Source organism: Clostridium budayi (assembly GCF_055396605.1).
The window spans coordinates 788,147-812,595 of sequence record NZ_AP042456.1 but is presented as its reverse complement, the minus strand read 5'-3'; the positions used below and the strand labels follow the sequence as shown (position 1 = coordinate 812,595).

At 25.9% G+C, this 24,449-nt stretch carries 21 protein-coding genes; 6 read left to right on the top strand and 15 right to left on the bottom strand.

What is annotated here, in order from left to right; genetic code table 11:
• Positions 1-24: 24 nt before the first annotated feature.
• The 5 genes from ACZ5TJ_RS03720 to ACZ5TJ_RS03700 all read right to left on the bottom strand — a co-directional run bounded on the left by ACZ5TJ_RS03720 (position 25) and on the right by ACZ5TJ_RS03700 (position 7,379).
• Complete coding sequence (locus tag ACZ5TJ_RS03720) at positions 25-1,497, bottom strand: protein adenylyltransferase SelO (RefSeq protein WP_464201394.1); 1,473 nt, start codon at positions 1,495-1,497, stop codon at positions 25-27.
• Positions 1,498-1,914: 417 nt separating this feature from the next.
• Positions 1,915-2,958 (bottom strand): galactose ABC transporter substrate-binding protein, encoded by a 1,044-nt coding sequence (locus ACZ5TJ_RS03715; protein ID WP_464201392.1) that lies wholly within the window; start codon positions 2,956-2,958, stop codon positions 1,915-1,917.
• Positions 2,959-2,991: 33 nt separating this feature from the next.
• Positions 2,992-3,969: a substrate-binding domain-containing protein gene (locus ACZ5TJ_RS03710; RefSeq protein WP_464201390.1), complete on the bottom strand. Its 978-nt coding sequence runs from the start codon at positions 3,967-3,969 to the stop codon at positions 2,992-2,994.
• The gene (locus ACZ5TJ_RS03705) at positions 3,966-5,762 is read right to left on the bottom strand and encodes a sensor histidine kinase (protein ID WP_464201388.1); all 1,797 of its coding nucleotides are present in this window, start codon (positions 5,760-5,762) and stop codon (positions 3,966-3,968) included. The genes ACZ5TJ_RS03710 and ACZ5TJ_RS03705 overlap by 4 nt, the downstream gene beginning before the upstream one ends.
• A 21-nt stretch (positions 5,763-5,783) precedes the next feature.
• Positions 5,784-7,379 carry a response regulator gene (locus tag ACZ5TJ_RS03700; protein WP_464201386.1) on the bottom strand — a complete coding sequence of 532 codons (1,596 nt, stop codon included), beginning with the start codon at positions 7,377-7,379 and terminating at the stop codon, positions 5,784-5,786.
• Positions 7,380-7,665: 286 nt separating this feature from the next.
• Between ACZ5TJ_RS03700 and ACZ5TJ_RS03695 the strand changes: the two genes are divergently transcribed.
• Positions 7,666-8,463, top strand: a complete 798-nt coding sequence (locus ACZ5TJ_RS03695) for a transposase (protein WP_464201384.1) — start codon at positions 7,666-7,668, stop codon at positions 8,461-8,463.
• Positions 8,464-8,758: 295 nt separating this feature from the next.
• On the opposite strand, the gene ACZ5TJ_RS03690 is transcribed toward ACZ5TJ_RS03695, so the two are convergent.
• The 4 genes from ACZ5TJ_RS03690 to ACZ5TJ_RS03675 all read right to left on the bottom strand — a co-directional run bounded on the left by ACZ5TJ_RS03690 (position 8,759) and on the right by ACZ5TJ_RS03675 (position 12,643).
• Positions 8,759-8,944 carry a hypothetical protein gene (locus ACZ5TJ_RS03690; RefSeq protein WP_055207305.1) on the bottom strand — a complete coding sequence of 62 codons (186 nt, stop codon included), beginning with the start codon at positions 8,942-8,944 and terminating at the stop codon, positions 8,759-8,761.
• A 15-nt stretch (positions 8,945-8,959) separates the two neighbouring features.
• Entirely contained in the window at positions 8,960-9,982 is a 1,023-nt protein-coding gene (gene mglC, locus ACZ5TJ_RS03685) for a galactose/methyl galactoside ABC transporter permease MglC (RefSeq protein ID WP_464201381.1), read from the bottom strand.
• Positions 9,983-9,998: 16 nt separating this feature from the next.
• Positions 9,999-11,498 carry a galactose/methyl galactoside ABC transporter ATP-binding protein MglA gene (mglA, locus tag ACZ5TJ_RS03680; RefSeq protein WP_464201379.1) on the bottom strand — a complete coding sequence of 500 codons (1,500 nt, stop codon included), beginning with the start codon at positions 11,496-11,498 and terminating at the stop codon, positions 9,999-10,001.
• A 104-nt stretch (positions 11,499-11,602) separates the two neighbouring features.
• Complete coding sequence (locus ACZ5TJ_RS03675) at positions 11,603-12,643, bottom strand: galactose ABC transporter substrate-binding protein (protein ID WP_464201378.1); 1,041 nt, start codon at positions 12,641-12,643, stop codon at positions 11,603-11,605.
• A 264-nt stretch (positions 12,644-12,907) separates the two neighbouring features.
• Here ACZ5TJ_RS03675 and ACZ5TJ_RS03670 point away from each other — a divergent pair, with 264 nt between their 5' ends.
• The 4 genes from ACZ5TJ_RS03670 to ACZ5TJ_RS03655 are packed head-to-tail and all read left to right on the top strand — an operon-like array spanning position 12,908 to position 17,631.
• Positions 12,908-14,092, top strand: a complete 1,185-nt coding sequence (locus tag ACZ5TJ_RS03670; protein ID WP_464201377.1) for a galactokinase — start codon at positions 12,908-12,910, stop codon at positions 14,090-14,092.
• 11 nt (positions 14,093-14,103) lie between these two features.
• Positions 14,104-15,093 (top strand): UDP-glucose 4-epimerase GalE, encoded by a 990-nt coding sequence (galE, locus tag ACZ5TJ_RS03665; protein ID WP_464201375.1) that lies wholly within the window; start codon positions 14,104-14,106, stop codon positions 15,091-15,093.
• Positions 15,094-15,107: 14 nt separating this feature from the next.
• Complete coding sequence (galT, locus tag ACZ5TJ_RS03660; protein ID WP_464201373.1) at positions 15,108-16,601, top strand: UDP-glucose--hexose-1-phosphate uridylyltransferase; 1,494 nt, start codon at positions 15,108-15,110, stop codon at positions 16,599-16,601.
• 13 nt (positions 16,602-16,614) lie between these two features.
• Positions 16,615-17,631: a LacI family DNA-binding transcriptional regulator gene (locus ACZ5TJ_RS03655; RefSeq protein ID WP_464201371.1), complete on the top strand. Its 1,017-nt coding sequence runs from the start codon at positions 16,615-16,617 to the stop codon at positions 17,629-17,631.
• A 261-nt stretch (positions 17,632-17,892) separates the two neighbouring features.
• On the opposite strand, the gene ACZ5TJ_RS03650 is transcribed toward ACZ5TJ_RS03655, so the two are convergent.
• Positions 17,893-18,072, bottom strand: coding sequence for a hypothetical protein (locus tag ACZ5TJ_RS03650; protein WP_464201369.1), 180 nt, complete (start codon positions 18,070-18,072; stop codon positions 17,893-17,895).
• A 136-nt stretch (positions 18,073-18,208) separates the two neighbouring features.
• Positions 18,209-18,724, bottom strand: a complete 516-nt coding sequence (locus ACZ5TJ_RS03645; protein ID WP_464201368.1) for a hypothetical protein — start codon at positions 18,722-18,724, stop codon at positions 18,209-18,211.
• A gap of 233 nt (positions 18,725-18,957) precedes the next feature.
• Between ACZ5TJ_RS03645 and ACZ5TJ_RS03640 the strand changes: the two genes are divergently transcribed.
• On the top strand, positions 18,958-19,521 hold the full coding sequence (locus ACZ5TJ_RS03640; protein WP_464201366.1) for a DUF4352 domain-containing protein: 564 nt from the start codon (positions 18,958-18,960) through the stop codon (positions 19,519-19,521).
• Positions 19,522-19,732: 211 nt separating this feature from the next.
• Here the strand turns inward: ACZ5TJ_RS03640 and ACZ5TJ_RS03635 are convergent, their stop codons facing one another.
• The 4 genes from ACZ5TJ_RS03635 to ACZ5TJ_RS03620 all read right to left on the bottom strand — a co-directional run bounded on the left by ACZ5TJ_RS03635 (position 19,733) and on the right by ACZ5TJ_RS03620 (position 24,447).
• A complete protein-coding gene (locus ACZ5TJ_RS03635) occupies positions 19,733-20,269 on the bottom strand; it encodes a hypothetical protein (RefSeq protein WP_464201365.1) in 537 nt (178 codons plus the stop codon).
• Between the two features lie 172 nt (positions 20,270-20,441).
• Positions 20,442-20,585 (bottom strand): hypothetical protein, encoded by a 144-nt coding sequence (locus ACZ5TJ_RS03630; RefSeq protein WP_464201364.1) that lies wholly within the window; start codon positions 20,583-20,585, stop codon positions 20,442-20,444.
• 175 nt (positions 20,586-20,760) lie between these two features.
• Entirely contained in the window at positions 20,761-21,483 is a 723-nt protein-coding gene (locus tag ACZ5TJ_RS03625) for a M48 family metallopeptidase (RefSeq protein WP_464201362.1), read from the bottom strand.
• A gap of 87 nt (positions 21,484-21,570) precedes the next feature.
• Positions 21,571-24,447 (bottom strand): hypothetical protein, encoded by a 2,877-nt coding sequence (locus ACZ5TJ_RS03620; RefSeq protein ID WP_464201361.1) that lies wholly within the window; start codon positions 24,445-24,447, stop codon positions 21,571-21,573.
• Positions 24,448-24,449 lie beyond the last annotated feature (2 nt).

Genomic DNA, 24,449 nt, shown 5'->3' with positions numbered 1-24,449 from the left:
ATTTTTTCTTTGTCAGAAGTATTTTTATGTTCCACAATAAGTTTTGTATCTACAACTTGATGGTTTAGGTAGCTTAGCATACTCTTCTTGTGCTTTAGAATAATCAAATGGACTTATAAGAACATCTAAAAGTCTATCCATAACACTATAGTCACCATTTTCTGCTGCTTCTAAAGCCTCTTCTACCCTATGATTACGTGGAATTATTGCTGGATTACTACTTTTCATAAGCTTTTTAGATAACTCATTTGATTCATCTTGTCTTGATAATCTTTCTTGCCACATCTTATACCATTCCTTAAACTCTTCTGAAATAAAAATTTCTGTATCATCTAAATCACCAAGAGTTAATGCTCTAAATGTATTAGTATAATCTGCTTTATATTTTTCCATAATACTCAAAAGATTTTTAATTAATTCTTCATCACTAGCTTCTTCATTAAATATTCCAAGTTTTGCTCTCATTCCAGAAATCCAATTATTTTTAAATATTTCACTAAAATCTGAAAGTGCATCCTCTGCTAACTTAATCGCTTCATCTTTATCAGTACTTATTAATGGAAGTAATGTTTCAGCAAATCTTGCTAGATTCCATACAGCTATGTTAGGTTGATTTTTATAAGCATATCTACCATTAATATCTATAGAACTAAATACAGTTTCAGGATCATATGTGTCCATAAATGCACAAGGTCCGTAGTCAATTGTTTCACCACTAATTGCCATATTATCAGTATTCATTACTCCATGAATAAATCCAACTAATTGCCATTTACAAATAAGTTCTGCCTGTCTTTTAATTACTTCTTTAAGTAAAGAAAGATATGGATTTTCTTCATTTTCTATTTCTTTAAAGTGTCTATTTAAAGTATAATTAGCAAGTTTTTTAACATATTCTACAGTCCCCCAATTTCTAGCATATTGGAATGTTCCAACACGTATGTGACTTGAAGCTATACGAGTTAATACTGCACCTTTTAAATAAGTTTCACGTATCACAGCTTCACCTGTTTTAGTAACTGCTAAGCTACGAGTTGTTGGAATATTTAGAGCATGCATAGCTTCACTTATAATATATTCCCTAAGCATTGGACCTAATGCTGCCCTGCCATCCCCACCTCGTGAATATGGAGTTCTACCTGAACCTTTAAGCTCAATATCGACCCTCTCTCCTTTTGGAGTTATATGTTCGCCAATTAGCAATGCTCTTCCATCACCTAATAGAGTAAAGTGACCAAATTGATGTCCTGCATATGCTTGTGCAAGTGGTATTGAACCTTCTGGAATTTTATTTCCTGAAAGTATTTCTATACCTTCATTACTTTTTAATGCATCAATATTTAATCCTAATTCTTTTGCTAATGAACTATTTAATTTTACTAAACTTGGTGCTTTCACATGGCTTGGGCCTTTTTTTGTAAAAAACATTTCTGGAAGGCTAGCATATGTATTTTCAAAGTTAAAACCTGTTTCTATTTTTTCTTTTTCTTCTTTCATTAGATTCTCCTTTCTTCTTTTGTTTTTATGTAACTTTCTTATATAAAAAAGATCATAGCTTTTATTATTTTTAGCTATAAACTTTTATAATAATTTAATCATTTTTAGTTTGTACTTCTAAAAATATATTATCCAAGTTTATATCTTCTGCTATGACCTAAAATATTTTGATTAATAAATAATATTTAATATCTTCTACCCTTTATTTCAATGTTCTTACCAAGCTACCTCTAGCCTTTGGTAAAAGTCCATTTCTGATTAAAAATCCCCAAACTGGTTCGAACTTTTTCCATGCACCTGCATAATAAAAAGCAAAAAATAGCTAAAAAACTTAAAGTCTTTCTAGCTATTTCATTTGCTCATACTAATCTTTTTATCACTCCAGATTTAATTACAATATTGATTTATATAATATTCTTAGTATTCAATAATTGAATCTATATTTTCTTTAGTAACAGCTTTATAACCATTCCTTATATATTTTTTATTTAAAGCCTCACGTTCCTCTTTTGATCCTTCTAAGGTAGATTCCATATAAACCAATTTAAAAATAATTTCAGCTTGTTTGTATGAATCACTAAATACTGTTCCAGTTAAACTCCTATCCTTAATTGCTTCTAATGCCTCACTTATACCGTCTACTCCAACAATTATTGGCATATCTTTTATTTCTGATTTTTTTAATGCCTCAATTGCACCTAAAGCCATTTCATCATTATTACTAAACACAACTTCTATTTTATCTCCATATTTCTTTACCCAGCTATCCATTTTTTCACTGGCTTCATCCCTATTCCAATTTGCTATATCACTTTCTAATTTTTCGACCTTTAATCCATTATCTAAAAGTCTTTTTACACTATATTCAGTTCTAATTAATGAATCTTGATGTTCAGCTTCTCCTTCAAGCATTACATATTGTATTTTAGAATCATTATTTTTATCTATTTGCTTCTTATTTTTGTTATAAATATCTAAAATTATATCTCCTTGAATTATGCCTGACTCCTCTGCTTTCCCACCTACATAATGTATTCTATCCCATAAATTCATATCTTCTTCTACAGGTTCTCTATTAAAAAATACTACTGGTATATTAGAATTTTTTGCTTTATCAATAATAAATGATGCTGATCTTCTATCAACAAGATTTATACACATAACATCGTAATCTTGATCAATAAAATTATCTACTTGCTCATTTTGATTATATTGATTTTTCTTTGCATCTTCTACTGTTAATGTAAATTTATATTTATTTTCTAATTCCTTATCTTCTATAATCTTTTCTAAGTTTTCTATTATACTACATATAAAAGCATCCGATTTTTCATATACACTAACTCCAATTTTTATTTCTTCTAAACTATCTTTTTTATCCAAGCTATTTTCTTTACAACCAACAAAAAAATTAGAAATAAACAATAATGATAATGTTACCGATATAGTTTTTTTAAACACTTTTATAATTTCCACCACCTATAAAAATATTGATTATTTAATAAACGGAAAAATTAGTTTTTGATTTTCTTCTAAATACATATTTCTTTTGTTAATAACGGTATATCTAATTTCTTTTTCTTCTATTTTTTCATTTGTTATCTTTTTTATAGCCATTTCAGTTCCTAAGTATCCTATATTAAATTCATTTTCTATAGCTAGGCCATCTATAATTTCTTCCTCTACATAAGATACCATTTCATTTGCTTTAGAAGCTCCATAAAGTTCAAAATTATATTTCTCATTTTCCTTATATAGATCCTTTTTAAGCTTTGCTAAAACCTCAATTATATTTTCATTAAAGCTTACTATTATATCTACATTATTTTCTTTTATGAAACTTAAAATCTGATCATAATAATTATCTTTATTCTCTTTTAAATTTAATTCTAATAATGAATTCTTACTATTTTTTAATTCATCCTTAAATCCATCTTCCATTTCATTTAAATTACTACTATTAATATTTTCTTTTATTATTAAAATTCTTTTTCTTGTATTTCCTCTTTGAAGTACTTCTTCTGCAAGGTTTATTCCTAATCCATAATTATTACATGATATATAAGGTAATTTTTTATTAGAGTCTATTTTTGAATTAATTAATATAATTGGTACTTTCTCATTAGCTTCTTCGATAGGTTTTGCTAATTTTTCATAGTCTATTGGTGATATTAATATTGCATCTACGTTCTTGTAAGCTTCTTTTTTTAATAATGAAATTTGATTCTCTACTTCTTTCCCAGGCAATAGTTTATGCATTGTTACTTCTGCATTCATATCTTTTGCTGCTCGAGATATTCCTTCACCAATAAATTTTAAATTTTTCTCTTTAGTGCTTGCACTAATATACGATATTTTATAAACTTTCTTTTTTTCCTTGTCTGGAATTAAGTAACTTATTATTGCTATAAATAATGTAATAGTTATTATAAAAAATGCTATGATTATTATATTTTTTCTCCTTATCTTCATTTTTTATTTTCCTCTTTAACTTCAAAATCACTATACTCTATAGCTTTCATATGAATTCTAATAGTTGTTCCTTCATCTGGTTCACTATATATTTCTAATCCATAATTTTTTCCAAAGTATAATTTTATTCTTTCATTAACATTTTTAAGGCCTACTCCTGACCCCTTACTTTTTATATTTTTATTCTCACATAATAAAGTTTCAACTATATAATCTGGCATTCCAAGACCATTATCTATTACATCTATATATAAATCGTCGTTTATTTTATAAGCTTTTATATTTATTTCTCCATCTCCATCCATAAATTCCATGCCATGATATATTGCATTTTCAACTAGCGGTTGTATTATAAGTTTTATACTAGCTAAGCTTAATACATCATCTTCAAATTCTATATTATAATTAAATTTATTTTTATAACGTATATTTTGAATTGTTAAATAATTTCGTACATGTTCTAATTCTTCTTTTACTGTTATAACATTTCTGCCTTTACTTAAACTTATTCTAAAGAATCTTGCAAGTGATGTAACCATAGTAATAGCACCACTATATTTTTCACTTTCTATCATCCATACAATTGAATCTAAAGTATTATATAAAAAGTGTGGATTTATTTGAGCTTGAAGTGCATCAAGTTCTGTTTTTCTTTTCAATTCTTGTTCTACTACAATGTTATCCATTAAAATATTCATTTGAGCTACCATAGAATTTATAGCTTTTCCTAGATGTTTTACTTCATTTGAACCTGAACATGTTGAAAAATCAATATTTAGTGCTCCTTCTTCAAACTTTTTAACTTTCTTTTCTAATGCTTTTATTGGATTTGCTATACGAGATGATACTACTATATTAATTGTTGCTAAAATTAATACAGCAAAAAATAATATAACTAATGTAAATATTTTCATATGACTATAACTTTCGGTAATATCACTAAAAGGAGTCACAGCTACTATTTTCCATCCTGTATATCCAACTGTTTTTACTGTAACTAATCTTTTTTCTTTATCAAATGTTTCTACTATAGTTCCATCCCCATAATCTTTTACTATATTATTATTTTCATCTATTAAATCTGAATATATAAGCTGTTGCCTTGGGTGATATATAATTTCTCCTTTACCATCCATTAAATAAATATATCCTGACTTACTAATTTCGGTATTTTTAAAGATTCTCTCTATTTCACTAAAGTTCATATCAACTAATAAAACACCTTGACTTGTTTCTCCATCTGCTGTAATTTCAACTGCTCTGCTAAGGGATACAACCCACTTATATGTATAACCTGGATCCTTAAACAAGTTTTGTACATGTGGCGTAGAAAAATGAAGATTCTCTTTCCTTTTAATTGCATTTAAAAACCACTCGTTCTCTCTAGGATCAATAGTATTTTTTAAAGTTTTTAAAGGATATCCATCTATAACTTCACCATATTTTGAAAATAGTGTAATACTTGCGATAAAATCTTTATTCGTTTCATATATAAGACTCATTTCATTTTTAATTTCGTCTACTGATAAGTCCTTCTTTTTTATGACATTATAATAAATTCCATCTGATATTTTCATTACACTTCTTAAATATCTATCTAAATTAAGATTAACTTGGTTTACTATATCTTTATTATTTTTAGATGAAATTTCTTCGTTTATATTTATAAATTTAACATAAAGAACTTGTCCTAATGTAATCATTCCAATAACAGCAATTATAGTAAATGAAATAGATATTATATATTGAATCCCCTTATCTTTATATAATCTATTTAATTTAAATTTTCCCAAACCTATAAACCCTCCAAAGTTTTAGTTATTCCTATATTTAGATGGCGATACTCCAAATCGTCTTTTAAATACATAACTAAAATAATTTGCTTCTGGATAACCTACATTTTGAGCTATTACATATGTTTTAAAATCTGTAGTATTTAATAAATTTACTGCTTCATCAAGTCTTACTGTAGTTAAATAGTTTACAAAATTTTCTCCTGTTTCACGTTTAAAAATAGTAGAAAAATAAGTAGGACTTACATGTAGATGTTTACAAAGCTTCTCTACTGATATTTCACTATCTTTATAATTTTCATTTATATATTGTTTAGCTTTCTCTACAAGTAATTTAGAAGAATCTAATCGTTCTCTTTTTATTAAAGAGCTAATCCTCACTCCCTTTTCAATAAACCATTCTTTAGCCTTATCCATAGAATCGAATTTATCTATATGACTATAACAATTAAATCCAACTTCAAAAACTTCTTCAATATTAATTTCATATGCTTGCACTAATTTAAGTAACGTTGTAGTTATTTGAATTAAATAAATTTTATATAAATTAAAAGGAAGTAATAATTCATTAGCTTTTACAAAAAGCTTACTTATTGTGCTTACTATTTCTTCTTTCGATTTAATCTTAATTGCATTTAAAAGCTCTCTTTCATCATTTTCATCAAATTGCAATTGCACAGAGTTATCAGGTTCTACATCTTTAATATAAATTGCCCTTCCAGTTCCTAATACCATTCTATAATGCATTGCATTTCTAGCCATCTTATATGAAAATCTTATTTTAGAATATTCATCAACAACTTGCCCAACACCTGCTGACACATTTTTATAAATAATATATTCAGCTGTTTTACATACCTCATTTAATCCTTTAATGAATTTTAATATATCTTCTTTTTTCTTTAAGTTTCCTATAATAATTATTGTCCCTGAATAAATAAAACTCTCATAATCACAATAATCATTCATTAAATCATCTAATATTTTCTTTATTGATATATCGAACAAATCATTTTCATCTAATGTATTTTCTTCTATAAGGCTATCTTTACATATAACCCCTACAGCATAATAGGGATTTTTAAAATTTACCCCTATTTTTAAACCTTCCTCAGTCCATACCCCTTCTTTAATTCTGCCCTCTATTGTACCAACTAAGAACTTTTCTTTTAATATAGGTAAACTATCCTTATAATGTTTATAAAGTACTTCTACATTCTTTTTTTCATCATACTCTTTATCCATCTTTATTTTTAAATTATTCAATACTTCTATAAGTTCTGTAGAGTCTATTGGCTTTAAAACATACTCATATGCATTAATCTTTATAGCCTTATGTGCATACTCTAATTCATCTGATCCAGAAAAAATTATAACTTTAATCCATGGCATTATATCTTTTATCTTTTCTCCAAGTTCTAACCCATCCATAAATGGCATCTTTATGTCTGTCATAATAATATCTGGCTTTAGTTTTTCAGCTTTTTCTAATGCATCTTTTCCATTCTCTGCATCTCCAACAATTTCAAAGCCGTATTTTTCCCAATTTATTTTCCTTATAATTCCATAACGAATTTCTTCTTCATCATCAACAATTAATATTTTATATAAACCCATCCCATACCCCTCACATGCAAATTCTTTATTTTTACATATAATTAATTTTTTACCTAAGTAGATTATCGCATTTTATTTATATCTATTCAATATTTATTTTAATTAAATAAAATCTTTTATTTAATATATTTTTATAACTTTGCTTTTAAGGTCTATATATAACTAAAATTCTTTAGCATCATAATGTATATATTATTAACTATATGCTATATATAATTGTTCTAGTTATGTGTTGGTATGTTTATATATTAATTTTTTTGTCTATAATCTAATGAGGTGAATATTTATGAAAGAGATTAAAAAATGTCCTTTTTGTTCCTATACGAGTTTTATAAAGTATGGAAAATATAATAAAATCCAAAGATATAAATGTAAAAATCCATCTTGCTCTAAGACATTTTCAGATTCTACTAACTCTATTTGGTATAATTCTAAGAAATCCACTACTCACTGGTATAAATATTGTGAATTAATGTTTTCTGGAAAAACTATACGAGAATGTGCTTCAAATTTAAACATATCTATAGATACATCTTTTAAATGGAGACATAAAATATTAAATAAACTTCCAATTTGTAATAGTAAACTATATCTAGATAGTTATATTGGATTTAAACACATTCATTTCTTTGAAAGCTTTAAAGGTAAAAGAAATTTATCTAAAAGCATTACTTATAGGAGAAAAATTTTTGTTTCAATTTGTGTAAATGAGAAAAAATCTTCTTTTTCTCAAATTGTATCTAAGCAATTGCTGAATCAAAACTCATCTTATTTACTACTAAAAAATAAATTAAATTTTAATTCTCAAGTTATAGGTTTTTTAGATAGATATGCTATAGCTATTGCAAAAAATCTTAATAGAGATTTAATGAAGATGCAAAAGTGTACAAATTCTAAAGAAAATAAATTACGTGAAATTTCTAATTCTTTTCATATAAATCTAAAAAAATGGATTGCACTATTTAGAGGAGTCGCAACGAAATATTTGAATTCTTATTTAGATTGGTTTATTCATATTTTTGAAAATACTTTTTCTAATAAAGTATTAGTATCAAATCTTATAAACGCAATCTTTTGTAGTTAATTTTTTTAATTATCATTCTTTAATTTATTACTTATTCCAACGGTTAAGACAAGCTGTAGTTAGTAATAATTATCCATTTTCCATACATAAAACACTTTTATTTTTCTATATAAATCGACTATTTCTGATTAATTTCCCCATTATTTATATAACCTTAAAACCTGTATAACAACAACTAATTAGAACATTAGAATATGTGAAAAATTTTATAAAACATACTTCTAACTTTTTATTTATAAATTACATAAAAAAAGAAAAAGGTGCTATAAATTTAGCACCTTATATAATTTCAATATTAAACTATTACTCCTAAAATTATAGATATAAATAGTAATGACACTATCACCACAATAAATTTATCCATACTTTCTAGTGATATGTCTATATTTCCATATATACAATCTCTAAAACTTCTCTTAGGCTCTTTATTTGCTGTATCATTATTTTCTAATAAATTTTCATTTACATTAAGATTGTCCATAATCTACACTCCTAATTATTTCTTAGCTAGATACTTTCTTACATCAAGTGAAACTGCAACTATTATAATTAAACCTCTTATTATAAATTGCCAGTAAGCATTAACACCTATAAAGTTTAATCCGTAGTTTATAACTTGAAGAAGAACTGTACCTATAAGTACTCCAGGTATTGTACCAACACCACCTGTAAATGAAACTCCCCCAACTACACAAGCTGATATTGCATCAAGCTCATAGTTAAATCCTGTACTTGTAGTTGTAGATCCAGCTCTTGCAGCTTCTAGGAATCCTGCAATTCCATAAAGGATACCTGAAATTATAAATATTATCATAATGTTTTTAGCTAAGTTAACACCTGATACTGCAGCAGCTTCTGGATTTCCACCAATAGCAAACATATTTTTACCAAGCTTAGTTTTGTTCCAAATAAACCACATAATTAATGCTATAATTGCTAAATAGAATATTAAATATGGTATTTCAACTACTCCAAGGTTTAAACTTCCTGTTACAAAGTTTATATATCTTTCATCTAAGTTTGCAACTGGTTGTGCTCCAAGTGGTGGTCTATCAATATAAAGACATGATGCACCATAAGCAATAAGTTGTGTTCCTAATGTTATTATGAAAGCATGAACTTTAAGTTTTGCTACTCCAAATCCATTTATAGCTCCAAAAAGTCCACCAATTAACATAGCAGCAATAAGAGGTACTATAAGAGGTAATGCTTGTAGATCTGGATACATCCTTGCTACATATGTTGTAGATTGTAATAATGAAGCTGAAACTATTGCAGTAAAGCCTAGTATACGTCCTGCTGAAAGGTCAGTTCCTTGTAATACTATAAGTCCTGCAACTCCAAGTGCTAATATACCACGTGTTGATGCTTGACTTAATATATTTGTTAAATTTTTAAATGATAGAAATGATGGTTCTTTAATTACAAAGAATACTATCATCATTGCAAGCACTATATATAACGCATAGTTTACTAAAAACGTAGTTAATTTCTCTTTATTTATTTGTGTTTTTTCCATATGTTACACCTCAATTCTAAATATATTTAGCAGCTAATTCCATAATCTTTTCTTGATCAAGTTTATTTGTATCTTCTATTCCAGCAACTCTTCCATTTGACATAACTAAAATTCTATCGCAAATTCCAAGTAACTCTGGCATTTCAGAGGATACAACAATAACTCCTTTTTCTTTCTTAGCTAGATCTATAATTAATTGATATATTTCGTATTTAGCGCCAACATCAATTCCTCTAGTTGGCTCATCAAGCAATAGGATTTCTGGTTGAGTTAACAGCCATCTTCCTATTATTACTTTTTGTTGATTACCACCAGATAGGTTTTTTATCTGTGCCTTTTGATTTGGAGTTTTAACTCTCATACTATCAATTACCCATTTAGTGTCTTCCACCATTTTTTTATTGTCTAATACTCCCCTTTTGCTGTAGTTATCAATGCTAGCAATTACTGTATTAAACTTTATGTCTAGACCACCAAATATTCCGGTAGCTCTACGCTCTTCTGTTAATAAGGCAAATCCATTTTTTATTGCTGTTCTTGAATCTTTATTATTTATTTCCTTACCATGAAGTAATATTTTACCTTCGCTATGCTTTGCAATTCCAAAGATAGTTTCAAGTAGTTCTGTTCTCTTTGATCCTACAAGTCCAGCAACTCCAAGGATTTCTCCTTTTCTTAGTTTAAAAGATGCATCTTTAACAGATGGTTGGTATGCTCCTGTAAGATTTTTAACTTCTAATATAACTTCACCCGGTTTATTAGTTTTAGGTGGGAATCTATTATCTAAATCACGACCAACCATAAGTTTTATAATTTTATCAGTAGTTAAATTCTTAGCTTCTATTGTATCAATCCATTTTCCGTCACGCATAATTGTTACATCATCAGATATTTGAAGTATTTCTTCCATCTTATGAGATATATAAATAATTCCGCATCCCTTTTCTTTAAGCTTATTTATTATTTTAAAAAGATGCTTAACTTCTTCTTGTGTTAATGATGATGTAGGTTCATCAAGAACTAGTATCTTTGCATTGTATGAAGCAGCTTTTGCTATTTCAACCATTTGTCTTTGTGAAACAGATAGTTTAACCATCTTTATCTTTGGATTTACATCTATCTCTAATTCATCGAAAATCTTTTTAGTTTCTTCGAACATTATTTTCTGACTTATAATTCCATTCTTACTTGGATATCTTCCAAGCCAAATATTATCCATTACATCTCTTTGTAATACTTGATTCAATTCTTGATGTACCATTGATACACCATTTTCCATTGCTTGCTTTGGATTAGAAAACTTACATTCCTCTCCATTAATTAAGATTTTTCCGCTATCTTCTATATAAACTCCAAATAAACATTTCATTAACGTTGATTTTCCTGCTCCATTTTCACCCATTAGAGCATGTACAGTGCCAGGTCTTACTTTAAGCTGAGCATTATCTAAAGCTTTTACCCCTGGAAAGCTCTTGCATATGTTAGTCATTTCTAATACATATTTTGAATTTCCCATAATCCTTGCTTCACCACTTTTCTGCTTATTTTTAGGTTGTATTACATCCTGGCTTGGACATAATACAACCCTTATTTAAATCAAAATATATTCTTATTTAAAAACTATTTATTAGTATATGGTTTGTATGGTATACGAACTGATACTTCTGTATCATCAAATTTATAATCAGTTCCTTCAATTGCACTCTTACCTTCTGCTAAGTTCATACCACATTTATAAAGAGCTTCAGCCATTGCTGGTGCATCTTGAAGAACAGAACCTGTCATAAATCCTTTAGAAATAAGGTCTTGAGCTGCTGATGTAGCATCAACTCCAACTACAGGAATAGTTTTCTTAGCATCTCCATTGTTATAACCTTGTGCTTGTAATGCTGCTATAGCACCTTGAGCCATACCATCATTGTTTGCAATAACAACTTCTATTTCATTACCATATCTAGAGAACCATGCTTCCATAGCATTTTGAGCTGTAGCTTGGTCCCAGTTACAAACTTGGTTTGCTAATTCTTTAGTTTTAATTCCTTTTTCATTAATTGTTGATACTGAATATTTAGTTCTTGCAATAGCTTCAGGATTATCTGGTTCTCCTTTAAGCATTACATATTGCATTACTCCATCACCATTTTTATCTAAATCTTTGTTAGCTTTCCATGCATCTGCAAGAATTTCTCCTTGTAATACTCCAGCTTGTTGAGCGTTTGTTCCAACAAACATTGCTTTTTCATAAGCTTTTATAGTATCTGTTGCTGGTTCTCTATTGAATAAAACAACTGGTTTATCAGCTTTTTTAACTTTATCTATAACAGATTGTGCAGCTCCTGTATCAACTAAATTAACCATTAAAAGATCTGTATCTTTTTCTAATAATGTATCAATACTATCATTTTGTGTAGCTTGGTCACCTTTTCCATCATAGAAAGTAAATTCAACTTTACCTTCATTTTCTTTTTGGATCTTTTCTAAACTTTGACGTACTGTTGAAATATAAGTATCATCGAATTTATATAAGCAAACTCCTACCTTTACTGCCTTACTTGAATCTCCACCATCTGCCTTATCTCCTGAACTACTACATCCAGCTAGCGCTCCCCCTAACATCATAGTCGCCATAGCTATTGCCAATAACTTTTTAATTTTAACCATCTTAATCCCTCCACATATAAATGAATTTTTAACAATTATTTTTGATTACGTTTTCATTATAATTTTTACTTACTTTATTTTCCATATAAAATTCTTCACAATTATATCGAAATTCTACTCTCTTTTATAAATTTTCATTACAGAAATCGCTTTCTATTTTTTATAAACTTTTTTACAACAAACTATTTACTTTATTATAGTAATCGGTTACTATTTAAGTGTAGTAACTTTTAAAATATGGAATTTATAAAAGGGGGATTTGATATGTCAAATCAAGATATTGCAAGATCTTTAAAAGAGGATTTTATAAAAATATTTAATACTGAACCAGAAAGTGCTTACTTCTCTCCAGGTAGAGTTAATTTAATTGGTGAGCATACAGATTATAATGGTGGAAATGTATTTCCTTGTGCTCTTTCCTTTGGAACTTATGCTTTAGTTAAAAATAGACAAGATAATAAGATTCGTCTTAGTTCTTTAAATTTCAAAGAAATTGGTACAATTGAATTTTCTTTAGATGAACTTATATTTGATAAAAAAGATGATTGGGCAAACTATCCAAAAGGAGTAATGAAAACATTCACTGATCATGGATTTAAATTACTTCATGGATTCGATATATTAATTTACGGTAATATACCAAATGGTGCTGGACTTTCTTCTTCTGCATCACTTGAAGTTTTAACAGCTGTAATTTTAAATGATACATTTGATTTAAATATTGACATGATTGATATGGTTAAAATGTCTCAAGAAGCTGAAAATAAATTTATTGGAGTAAACTGTGGAATAATGGATCAGTTTGCTGTTGGTATGGGAAAAGAAAATAATGCAATACTTTTAAATTGTGATACTTTAGAATACAAATACAATTTAATAAATATGGATGGACATAAAATAGTTATAGCAAACACTAACAAAAAACGTGGACTAGCTGATTCAAAATATAATGAAAGAAGAAGTGAATGTGAAAGAGCTTTAAATGAATTAAAAGAACACTCAGATATTAACTCTCTTTGTAGTCTTAATACAGAAGAATTTAACAAGCTATCACAATTTATAACTAATGACATAGATAAAAAAAGAGCGAAACATGCAGTAACAGAAAATGAAAGAACACTTAACGCAGTTTCTGCATTAGAAAATAACGATTTAGAGTTATTTGGAAAACTTATGATTGAATCACATAACTCATTAAGAGATGACTATGAAGTTACAGGAAAAGAACTAGACACATTAGTAGATGTAGCTTTAAAACAAGATGGAGTTATTGGTTCTCGTATGACTGGTGCTGGTTTTGGAGGCTGTACTGTTAGTATCGTTAAAGAAGAATATGTAGATTCTTTCACATCTAATGTAAAAGAACTATACTCTGAAATCATAGGCTATGAACCAAGCTTCTATATTGCAAACATTTCAGATGGTGCTAAAAAATTATTTAATTTTTAGGAGGTAACTATATGTCTATTTTAGTATGTGGTGGTGCAGGATATATCGGATCTCATACAGTTCACGAACTTATGAAAGAAACTAAGGATATAATTATTGTTGATAATCTTCAAACTGGTCATAAAAAAGCAATTCATAAAGATGCAAAATTTTATGAAGGTGATATAAGAGATAAAGAATTTTTAGATAAAGTATTCTCAGAAAATAATATAGATTCAGTAATTCATTTTGCTGCTAATTCATTAGTTGGAGAAAGTATGGTAAATCCTATGATTTACTTTGATAATAACGTTTATGGTATGCAAGTTCTTCTTCAAACAATGGTTAAACATGAGGTTAAAAATATAGTCTTCTCTTCTACTGCTGCAGTATATGGAGAGCCAAAGAAAATACCTATAACTGAAGATGATGATACTAACCCAACAAACCCTTATGGTGAATCAAAATTAATGATGGAAAAAATGATGAAGTGGTTTAACTTAGCATATGGAATAAATTATGTATCTCTTAGATATTTCAATGTTGCAGGTGCTTTAGAAGATGGTACTTTAGGCGAAGATCATCTAACTGAAACTCATCTTATTCCACTTGTTCTTAGAGTTCCTCTTCATAAACGTGATTCAATAAGTGTTTATGGAGATGATTATAAAACACACGATGGTACATGTATTCGTGACTATATACATGTAATTGATTTAGCTGCTGCTCATATAAAGGCATTAAAATATTTAAAAGATGGTAATGAAAGTACAATATTTAATTTAGGAAACGGAACAGGATTTACTGTAAAAGAAATTATAGAAGCTTCAAAGAAAGTTACAAACTTTGATATTCCAGTAGTAATGGATAAAAGACGTGCTGGTGATCCTGCAGTTCTTATTGCTTCAAGTGAAAAAGCTAAAAAGCTGCTTAACTGGGAACCAGCTTATACAAATATTGAAAATATAATAAAAACAGCATGGACATGGCACAAAAATAATCCTAATGGTTTTGAAGATTAGGGAGGAATATATATATGATAAATCATGAAATAAATAGACTTATAAATTTTGCACTTAATAAAAAACTTATTGATGACTTAGATGTTATATACTCAACTAATATGCTTCTTGGTTTATTAAATTTATCTAATTTTAAAAAAGAAGAAATTAATGAAGAACTTTCTGAGCCTTCTTCTATATTAAATAATATTTTAGACTATGCTGTATCAGAAAATATTATTGATGATACTATAACTGAGCGTGATTTATTTGACACTAAAGTTATGAATTGTCTTATGCCAAGACCTTCAGAAGTTATTTCTAAATTTAAAGAAAATTACTCTATATCTCCAAAGAAGGCAACTGAATATTACTATGACCTTAGCATAGCATCTAATTATATAAGAAAAAGTAGAATAGATAAGAATATTGTGTGGAAAGCTTCTACAGAATATGGAGATTTAGATATAACAATAAATCTTTCAAAGCCTGAAAAAGACCCAAAAGATATTATTAAATCAAAAGCTTTGAAATCACATGCTTATCCTAAATGCCTTTTATGTAAAGAAAATGAAGGTTTTTATGGTAACTTAAATCATCCAGCAAGACAAAATCATAGAATTATTCCATTAACCCTTAATAATTCTAAGTGGTTTTTACAATACTCTCCTTATACTTATTACAATGAGCATTGTATTGTATTAAATGGAGAACATTCTCCAATGAAAATATCAAAAGACACATTTAAAAACTTATTAGATTTTGTTGATATTTTCCCACATTATTTTATTGGGTCTAATGCTGATTTACCTATAGTTGGAGGGTCTATATTAGCTCACGATCACTATCAAGGTGGTAATTACACATTTGCTATGGACTTAGCCCCTATTGAAAAGAGTTTTAAAATTAAGTCTTTTGAAGATGTTAATTTAGGACGTGTAAAATGGCCAATGTCTGTTATAAGAGTAAGTGGTACTTCTAAAGATAAAGTAATAGATTTATGCGATCATATACTAAAAACATGGAGAAATTATAGTGATGAGTCAGTAGACATCCTATCTTCTACAAATGGAGAACCTCATAATACTATAACTCCTATTGCTAGATTTAAAGATGGAAATTACGAAGTAGATTTAGTTTTAAGAAATAATAGAACTACAGATGAATACCCTCTTGGTATATTCCATCCTCACAATGAAGTCCACCATATAAAGAAAGAAAATATAGGACTTATAGAAGTTATGGGACTTGCTGTTTTACCTGCAAGACTTAAAGAAGAACTTACGCTTATAAAAGAAAATCTTTTAAATAATGTTCAAGATATATCAAATAATGAAGTAATAGAAAAACATGCTGATTGGTATAAAACTATTAGAAATAAATACACTATGTTTACTGATAATTCCATTGATGATATATTAAGGAAGGAAGTCGGAATTAAATTTTTAGAAGCAATATCTCATTCTGGCGTATTTAAACGTAATCCTCAGGGAGATAAAGCTTTTGATAAATTTATAAATATATTATAAGGTGGATTATTAAATGAAATTAACTATAGCAGATGTAGCTAGGAAGTGTGGCGTATCAGTTGCTACTGTTTCTAGAGTCATGAACGGTAACTATCCAGTTAAAGCAGAAACAAAAGCTAAAGTTTTAAAAACAATAAAAGAATTAAATTATATACCAAGTATGCAAGCTAAAGAATTTACTAAACAAAAAAGTACTACTATAGGTGTTATAGTACCAAGTATAAATAATATGTTCTTTACAGATGTAGTAAACTCTATTGAAAAATCTTTAAAAGAACATGGATATTCAATTATTCTTTGTTGTTCTAATGGTAATGAAGAAGATGAAATATCTTCAGTACAAAACTTAATTTCTAGAAATGTTTCTGGAATAATTATTGTAACTCCAAATACTAATAACGTTAAATCAGGATTTTACGATGGAATTTCAAACAAAATACCAATTACGTTTATAAATGGGTACAATAATATTTCAAATATATCTTCAGTTTCTAATGATGAAAAAGAAGGTGCTTTAATTTCTTTAAATTATTTATTAGAAAATAATCATAAAAATATTTTATTTATTAGAGGTGAAAATAGTTACTCATATGATATTAAGGAAACTGCTTATATTGAATTTATGAATGATATAAATAATTTTTCATATAAAAATATTATAAATATAGGTGAAGGAAATATTATAGAAACTGTTGATAATACAACTAATAAATTAATCGATATTTTAAATGATAGAAAAGATATAACTGCTATTTTTGCTTGTAATGATCTTATGGCCCTTGGAGTTATTAATGCTTGTAAAAAATTAGACTTAAATGTCCCAAATGATATATCTGTAATTGGATATGATAATATTTTATTAAGTAAATTAATTGAGCCTAAGCTAACTACAATAGATCAAAATATGGCTTTACTTGGTAGCAACGCTTCTATGCTTCTACTTGAAAAAATTAATTGCAATAATGAATTTAGTAAAAGAATTATTTTAAATAATCATATTGTAAAAAGAGAAACTGTTTGTAAAATATAACTATATTATGGGGGCTGTCTCAAAATAGACAGCCTTCTTTCATTTAACTTATACTTTACGAACATTACAAATGCTGTGTGAAAAATAATAAGCAGGTTAGAATACTTTTTTTCTTATCCTGCTTATTTCATTCAGCTTTTTCTATAATTCTATTAGATAATTATGGTTTTGAGACAGCCCCTATTTTTATAAACTTATATAAAATAAAAAGATACTATAAATTTAATTACAGTACCTTATGATAATAAATATAAAATTTAATTATTTTGATTCACTTTGAATATTAATCTCATTAATTACATCTTTGTTATTATGAGTATCCCCCTTTGAATCAATCGTCTCTGTAGAAGTGTTTGTTTCGCTCTTTTTACTACATCCACAGAATGAACAAATAACTAATGTCGCTAAAAATACTAGCACTAGTTTTCTATTTAACTTCATCTTTAGTTCTTCCCCTTGTAATTTCTATGAGGTAATTATGTACTAATAAGTATCAAAATCATTAACATCTCATTAATTATTATAACAAATTCACCAAAAAATTAACAGAAGAATCACATATCTATCTACCGCTTATTTAATATATATCTAAAAAATCTCTATTTTGCTCTTTTATTCTATCTACTCCATAATTAATATTCACCTTATAAAGTTCTATTTCATCTTTTGAAAGTACTACATCTTTATCATCTGGATTTGATCCAAAAACATAGTCTTCTAAAATATCTATAATAGCAGTAATCGGTGCATTTATATCATTTTCTATTAAACCGCCTTCTATTGAATCTATATTTATATTTATCATTAATTCTAATGAATCAAAAAAAGTTTCTTTATCCATATTTTTATAATATTTTAAAATAAGAAAAAGTGCAGTGTTTAATTTCTTGCAATCTACATCAGGTAAATCTTTAAGATTCTCTCTTTCTAAAGCTACTCCATAGTTTAATATACCATCTATTATTTTAGATGCTTCAATACTTTTTACTCCATTATATTTAACCTTTTCTAAAAGATTTATCTTTTTATTATTATCTATACATTCACTCTGATTTATTATTTCCTTTAATAATTCATTAATCTCAAAATTCATCTTATGTCATCTCCTACTCACACATATTAAATTACATGATACATATATTTTTAAGTTTATCATAGAAAATGATTAATATATTTTTTTACTAATTTATTTAATATATTGCTTAAAGTTTCATAACATATTTTATACTTATTTTTTAATTATTAAATCTTATTTCTCTACATATAATGTCTTATAAAGAATATCAAATAAATATTTCTACATATATTTTTAAGGGGGATATACTTATGCAAAACGACCTTGAAAGATCAACAAAAATTAGATGGATTCTATTTTTATTTTTAAGCTTTCTTATAATTAAAGTATGTTACATACTTATTCCACCACCTAACACCATTTCAGCTAATGATTATTTAAATAACATTCCTTCAAAAAAAGAACTAAGTAAAAAGTTAAAAGAAAACACACTATATAAAATCGGAGATGAAGTTATATCAAGAGATGCTAAGATTACTATAAACAGCATAAAAAAAGATGATGAATTTCTAAGTGATAAACCAAAAGAAAATAATGAATATATAATTTTAAATATAACTATTGAAAATATTGGAGATTCCATTGTTTCTTATAATCCTTTTGATTTTTATCTAAAAGGAAAAGATGGAATTTTTAAATCTTGTCATAAATTAAAGTTAGGTGGCATTAAAAATTTATCTAATGGTAAGTTATCTCCTGGGAAATCCATAACTGGTGAATTAGTATTTGAAGAAGAAAAGGATGCAGAAGGTCTAATTCTTAAATTTACTTCAAATATCTTTAGTGATGATACATCATTTATAAGGCTTAATTAATAAAACTTAATCAAGGCAGTTTATATTTTATTAAATTAACTTATAAAAAAGAGAGTCAGCACATTTTATCATTTGTACAAGCACTTTAAAAATATTAAGATATATTTTTCGTCTGCTTAAATGATTATAAATATACTAACTCTCTTTCCCTGTTTTAATTGGCTTATTTGCTTTAAAAAGCATATATTAAATTTTTATTTATATTGCATTTCTATTTTTTGTTGTTTTGAATTATTTTATTCAATTTATTTATTTTTTCTAGTTGTTCTTTTGATGGTGAATTAACATCTATCATTTTTATTTCAGCTTCTGCTTCTTTATACTTTTTCTTATCTACTAATTTTTGAGCAGTATTTATAAATCCATCAACAGCTTTAGCTTTAGCCTTTTGATATACTATTTCATTTTTTAAATTTACTACATTGTCTTTAATTCCGCAGTCTACATAATCTTTAGGAAGCTTGTCTAATTCAGCTTGAGCTGCATCATATTCTCTCGAATTAAAATGATCTACAGCACCTAAATAATCTGATACTATATTCATTAAATCTTGTGCTTCCTTATTATTACTATCTTGATCTAAAACAATTTGAAGATCATCCTGTGCTTTATTATAATCTCCTTTGTTAATATCTTCTTTTGCACTATCTAATGAATTTTTAACTACACTATTTGTACAACCAATTAATGCAAAAGAAAATACTAAAACAGTTAAAACTGCCAATATTTTTTTATTAAAATTTCTCATTTTCTTCACCCCTAATATCTATATTCCTATAGCTTTATTATATATATTATTTATCATAAAACACGAGAAATTTTATATATTAACATAAAATTTTCACATAAGAAATAGTTATAACTATATAGTAATAAACTTATAAAAATTAATTTTTAAAGTTTAAATTTTATTATAAATTTTATAACTTTACTAATGCATATGCAGCAAATAAAACTACAGCTGCAATTACTACTGTAAGTACTGTTTGCGGAAATTTACTTCTTTTATTTTTTCTTCTTTCAACTCTTTTTACTCTTTTAATATCTTCATTTTTTTGTTCCATATTTTCCATCCTTTTTCTTTTGTTCTAGTTATTCAATAAAATCATAATAGTATAAATTCATTTACTCTATAAAGAGTAGTTATTTCTATTAAACTTATTATCACTTATAAATTTAATCATTTAACTAACAAATTGTAAATTTTCTATGCTTTATATATAAAAAAGACAAAGTTTATTATTTTAAATAAACCTTGTCTATTATTTCTTTTCTATATTTCCAATCTTTCATTACATCATCTAGTACTTTATAAAAATCTTTACTATGATTTGGTTCTACTAGATGAGCTAACTCATGTGCCATAACAAATTCAATACACTCATAAGGAACTTTAATAAGTTCACTATTTAAAGTTATTTTTCTTTTAAATGGCATACATGATCCCCATTTACTTTTCATTTTTCTAACTACTATGCTTACTTCTTTTATATTGTATTTTTTAAACTTTTTAAATGTATCAATATAACATTTATTAAAAATTTCTAAGCATCTATCTCTATACCAACTGTTTATTATCTTTTCTTTATCTTTTTCATTATCTATATTTTTAATATAAAATATAATCGTATCATTTAATATTTTTTCTTTTTCGGTTTTATTTTTATCTTGGAATTTAACATTGTATAATTTTCCTAAGTATTTTATTTTGTTATTATCTAGTCTATTCTTCTCATCCTCCAAAGCTTTTTCTCTTATATCTTTAAATCTTTCTAAATGCTTTATTATAAACTCGCTCTTACTTTGAACAAAATTAATTATCTTTTCTTCACTTACTCTATTATTTGCAGTAACTATAACTTCACCACTTATCTTAACTCTAAGGTTTATATTTTTAACCTTTTTTCTAATAAGAGTAATATTTATTGTTTTTCCACAATAATCTATCTGTATTTGTTTCATAAATTCTCCTAAAGTGTATTTTCTATTTTTAATTACTGTTATAAATTTATAATCTTTTAATTTATAAATTTATTATACTATAAAAATTTAGGCTAATTTACTTTTTAAATATTTTCTATCTTCTATTATATTTAAACTCTCTGCCTCTAGAAAAATTTCAATACTTTTATACTTGCATTTAGATGGAGCATTAATAAACAGTTCTATAAATGAGTTTTGATTATCTTTAATATATTTTTTTAATAAAGAATCTTCTCTATTATCTTTTATTAAATTTATTATTTTTTCGTATAATTCTCTAAGTTTAAATTTACTTAAATCAAAATAGTGATAATTAAAACACTCTATTAAATAACTAATATACTTATCTAAATACTGATTATTATTTTTTAAAGTACTCTCGAAGTCATAATCTATCATTATTTCTTTACTTACTTTTCTTATATCTTTCTTTTTTAATATTAAATAAATAACTCTTTCTTTAAAACTATCATTTAATATATTAAAGTCCTCTAAATATTTAGCATATTTATATTCCTTAAATTCACTGTCATTTAAATTATCTTTTTTATTTATTATTTCTTTTATACTATTTTTAAGTTCAATATAAGTTTCTATTCTATCATTTTTTATTATTTTTTCTATTACTTCATTCTTTAATAATTCATTATCAAATTCTATATTACCTAAATAATATTTCATTATTTTTATAATATCTTTTTCATTGCTTAATTCTTTTTTATATTTACTTATCTTTTCTAAGTTTTTTATAAATACTACATCATTTATAAATACAAGTTCCTCTATTTTTAAATTGGTTATTATTGTACCCTTTAGCACTAAATCTTGTTCAAGCTTTATTAAATTTAATATATCTAATAAATTTAAACTTCTCTTATCTTTAGTTGTTTTATTTAATATATTTTCTTTTATAATTAGTATTTTGCTCTCAATTTCATCATAACTTATTTTATTTTCATTTAAATATTTTTTTATTAGTTTTAAAACTCCGTCATTCTTAAAAAGATATCCAGAGCGTTCTTCCTTAGTGAAAATTTCTTTAACCCTAACTTTATCACAAACTTCGCCATATTTTCTATCACAAATTTTAAACCTCTCAAATACAACTCTTTTTTCTATCTCATTTTCATAATTAAAATAGTTTTCAATACATTCTAAAATAAACCTAAGTTCCCTATCTCTTTCCTTAATAGCTAAAATAATATTTCTTACATACTTTTTATCTTTTAAAAATTTCCTAGATATTTTTTCTAATATTATTTTTCTTGTTCTTTCATTATTTCTACCTATAGATGCTATACTCAAAAACTTAAAATCATCTTCAAAATATTCTTTTAGTGCAAGTTCCTTACTAAGATAGCTTATATGATTACCACTTAAAAACTGCTCTATTATGAACTTATCGTTTTCTCTATCTTTTATTATTTCGTAATTTTTTTCTCTAAAATCCATAGGCAAATCTTTTCTAATTATTAAAATGCTATATAGATTCTTTTTTTCATTAATAGGTAAACTATCGTATATTGGTATTATTCCTTTATTATATATTTCCTCACTTATTTTGTTACAATTTTTAATTACTGCTTTCATTGAATTTATACTTTCATTTGATTTAGTAACTAAATCCATACCTTTTTCTTTTGCTATATTGCTTAAATTTTGTAATCTTGAATATCTTAGTAATATTATTTTTAATAATTCATATTCCCTTAGCTTCAAAATATTTTTACTTAACAGACTTAGCATTTCATACTCATATTCTCTTATGTTTAGATCTTTAAATAAACCTAATCCATTTTTCATTAAAAAGTTAGCCAGAAAATTTTTATCTCTTTTATTACTTTGAAGTATTCTTCTAAATAAGTCTCCTGAATCTTCTGATGCAATATTTTTAAAATAATATTTAATGTATTCCATATATTTATTTTCATTACCTGTATTTATATAGTAATTTATTATTCTTTCCATTAATTCTATTTTCTTTGAAGTTTTAATAGTTCCTTTTATATTATTTAAATAATTTTCAATTACTAAAATTCTTTTTAAATTATCTCTTCTTGATAGATTAAACACTTCATGCATATAAGCTTTATATATTATTTTGCTATAGTTTGATAAATACTTTAGTATATCCTCATAATGTAAATATATAAATTCATTTGTATCTTTACTTCCTTCTGTAAGTTTTTCTTCAAATATCTCTATAAAAGCACTTCTTATATAAACACTCTTTTTATAAAAATCCCCTGTGTACTCTATAAGTTCATTAAAATCAATCAACCTATCTTTTTTGTACGCTTTAATTAATAAAATTCTTTCTTTTAAAGTTATTCCATACTTTATAAAATCAATATCCTTATTCTTAAGTTCCCTAAATACTCTAATTAATGCTTTTATATCACTATGCTTTTTGTAGTAATAAAATATAACATTTATTAATTCATAGTTATATTTAACATTTTTACTCTCTAAAATTATATCTATTGTTTTATTAAATTGATTTTTATTAAATGCTTTTTTATACCTTTCTATAAATTCTTCTGTAAATTCATTATCTATTATTCCAAGCTTTATTTTTGGTTTCATTAATACCTTACTAAGTTCCTTATCACTAGACATTGTGAGTTCTAAAATATTAATTACATCTTTTGTATTCTCAGTTACAATGCCCTTCTTATACATTTGTTTTACTGGATCAATAACTAAATTAAGAAGTATGGCCTTATCTTTTATTAAGCTTTCACAAAATAAAGCTAAGTTAATACTTTTACTATTTATTTCTTTGCATATTTTTATTACCTTGATATAAGTCTTCATTGATAAATTATATTTATATAAAATTATTGATTTCTCTATAAGCTCTAATATTTCATCTACATTATTTAGTGACTCAACCTTTTTTATTAAGTTTTCTTCACTTTTTTTAATATATAATGCTTCCAAAG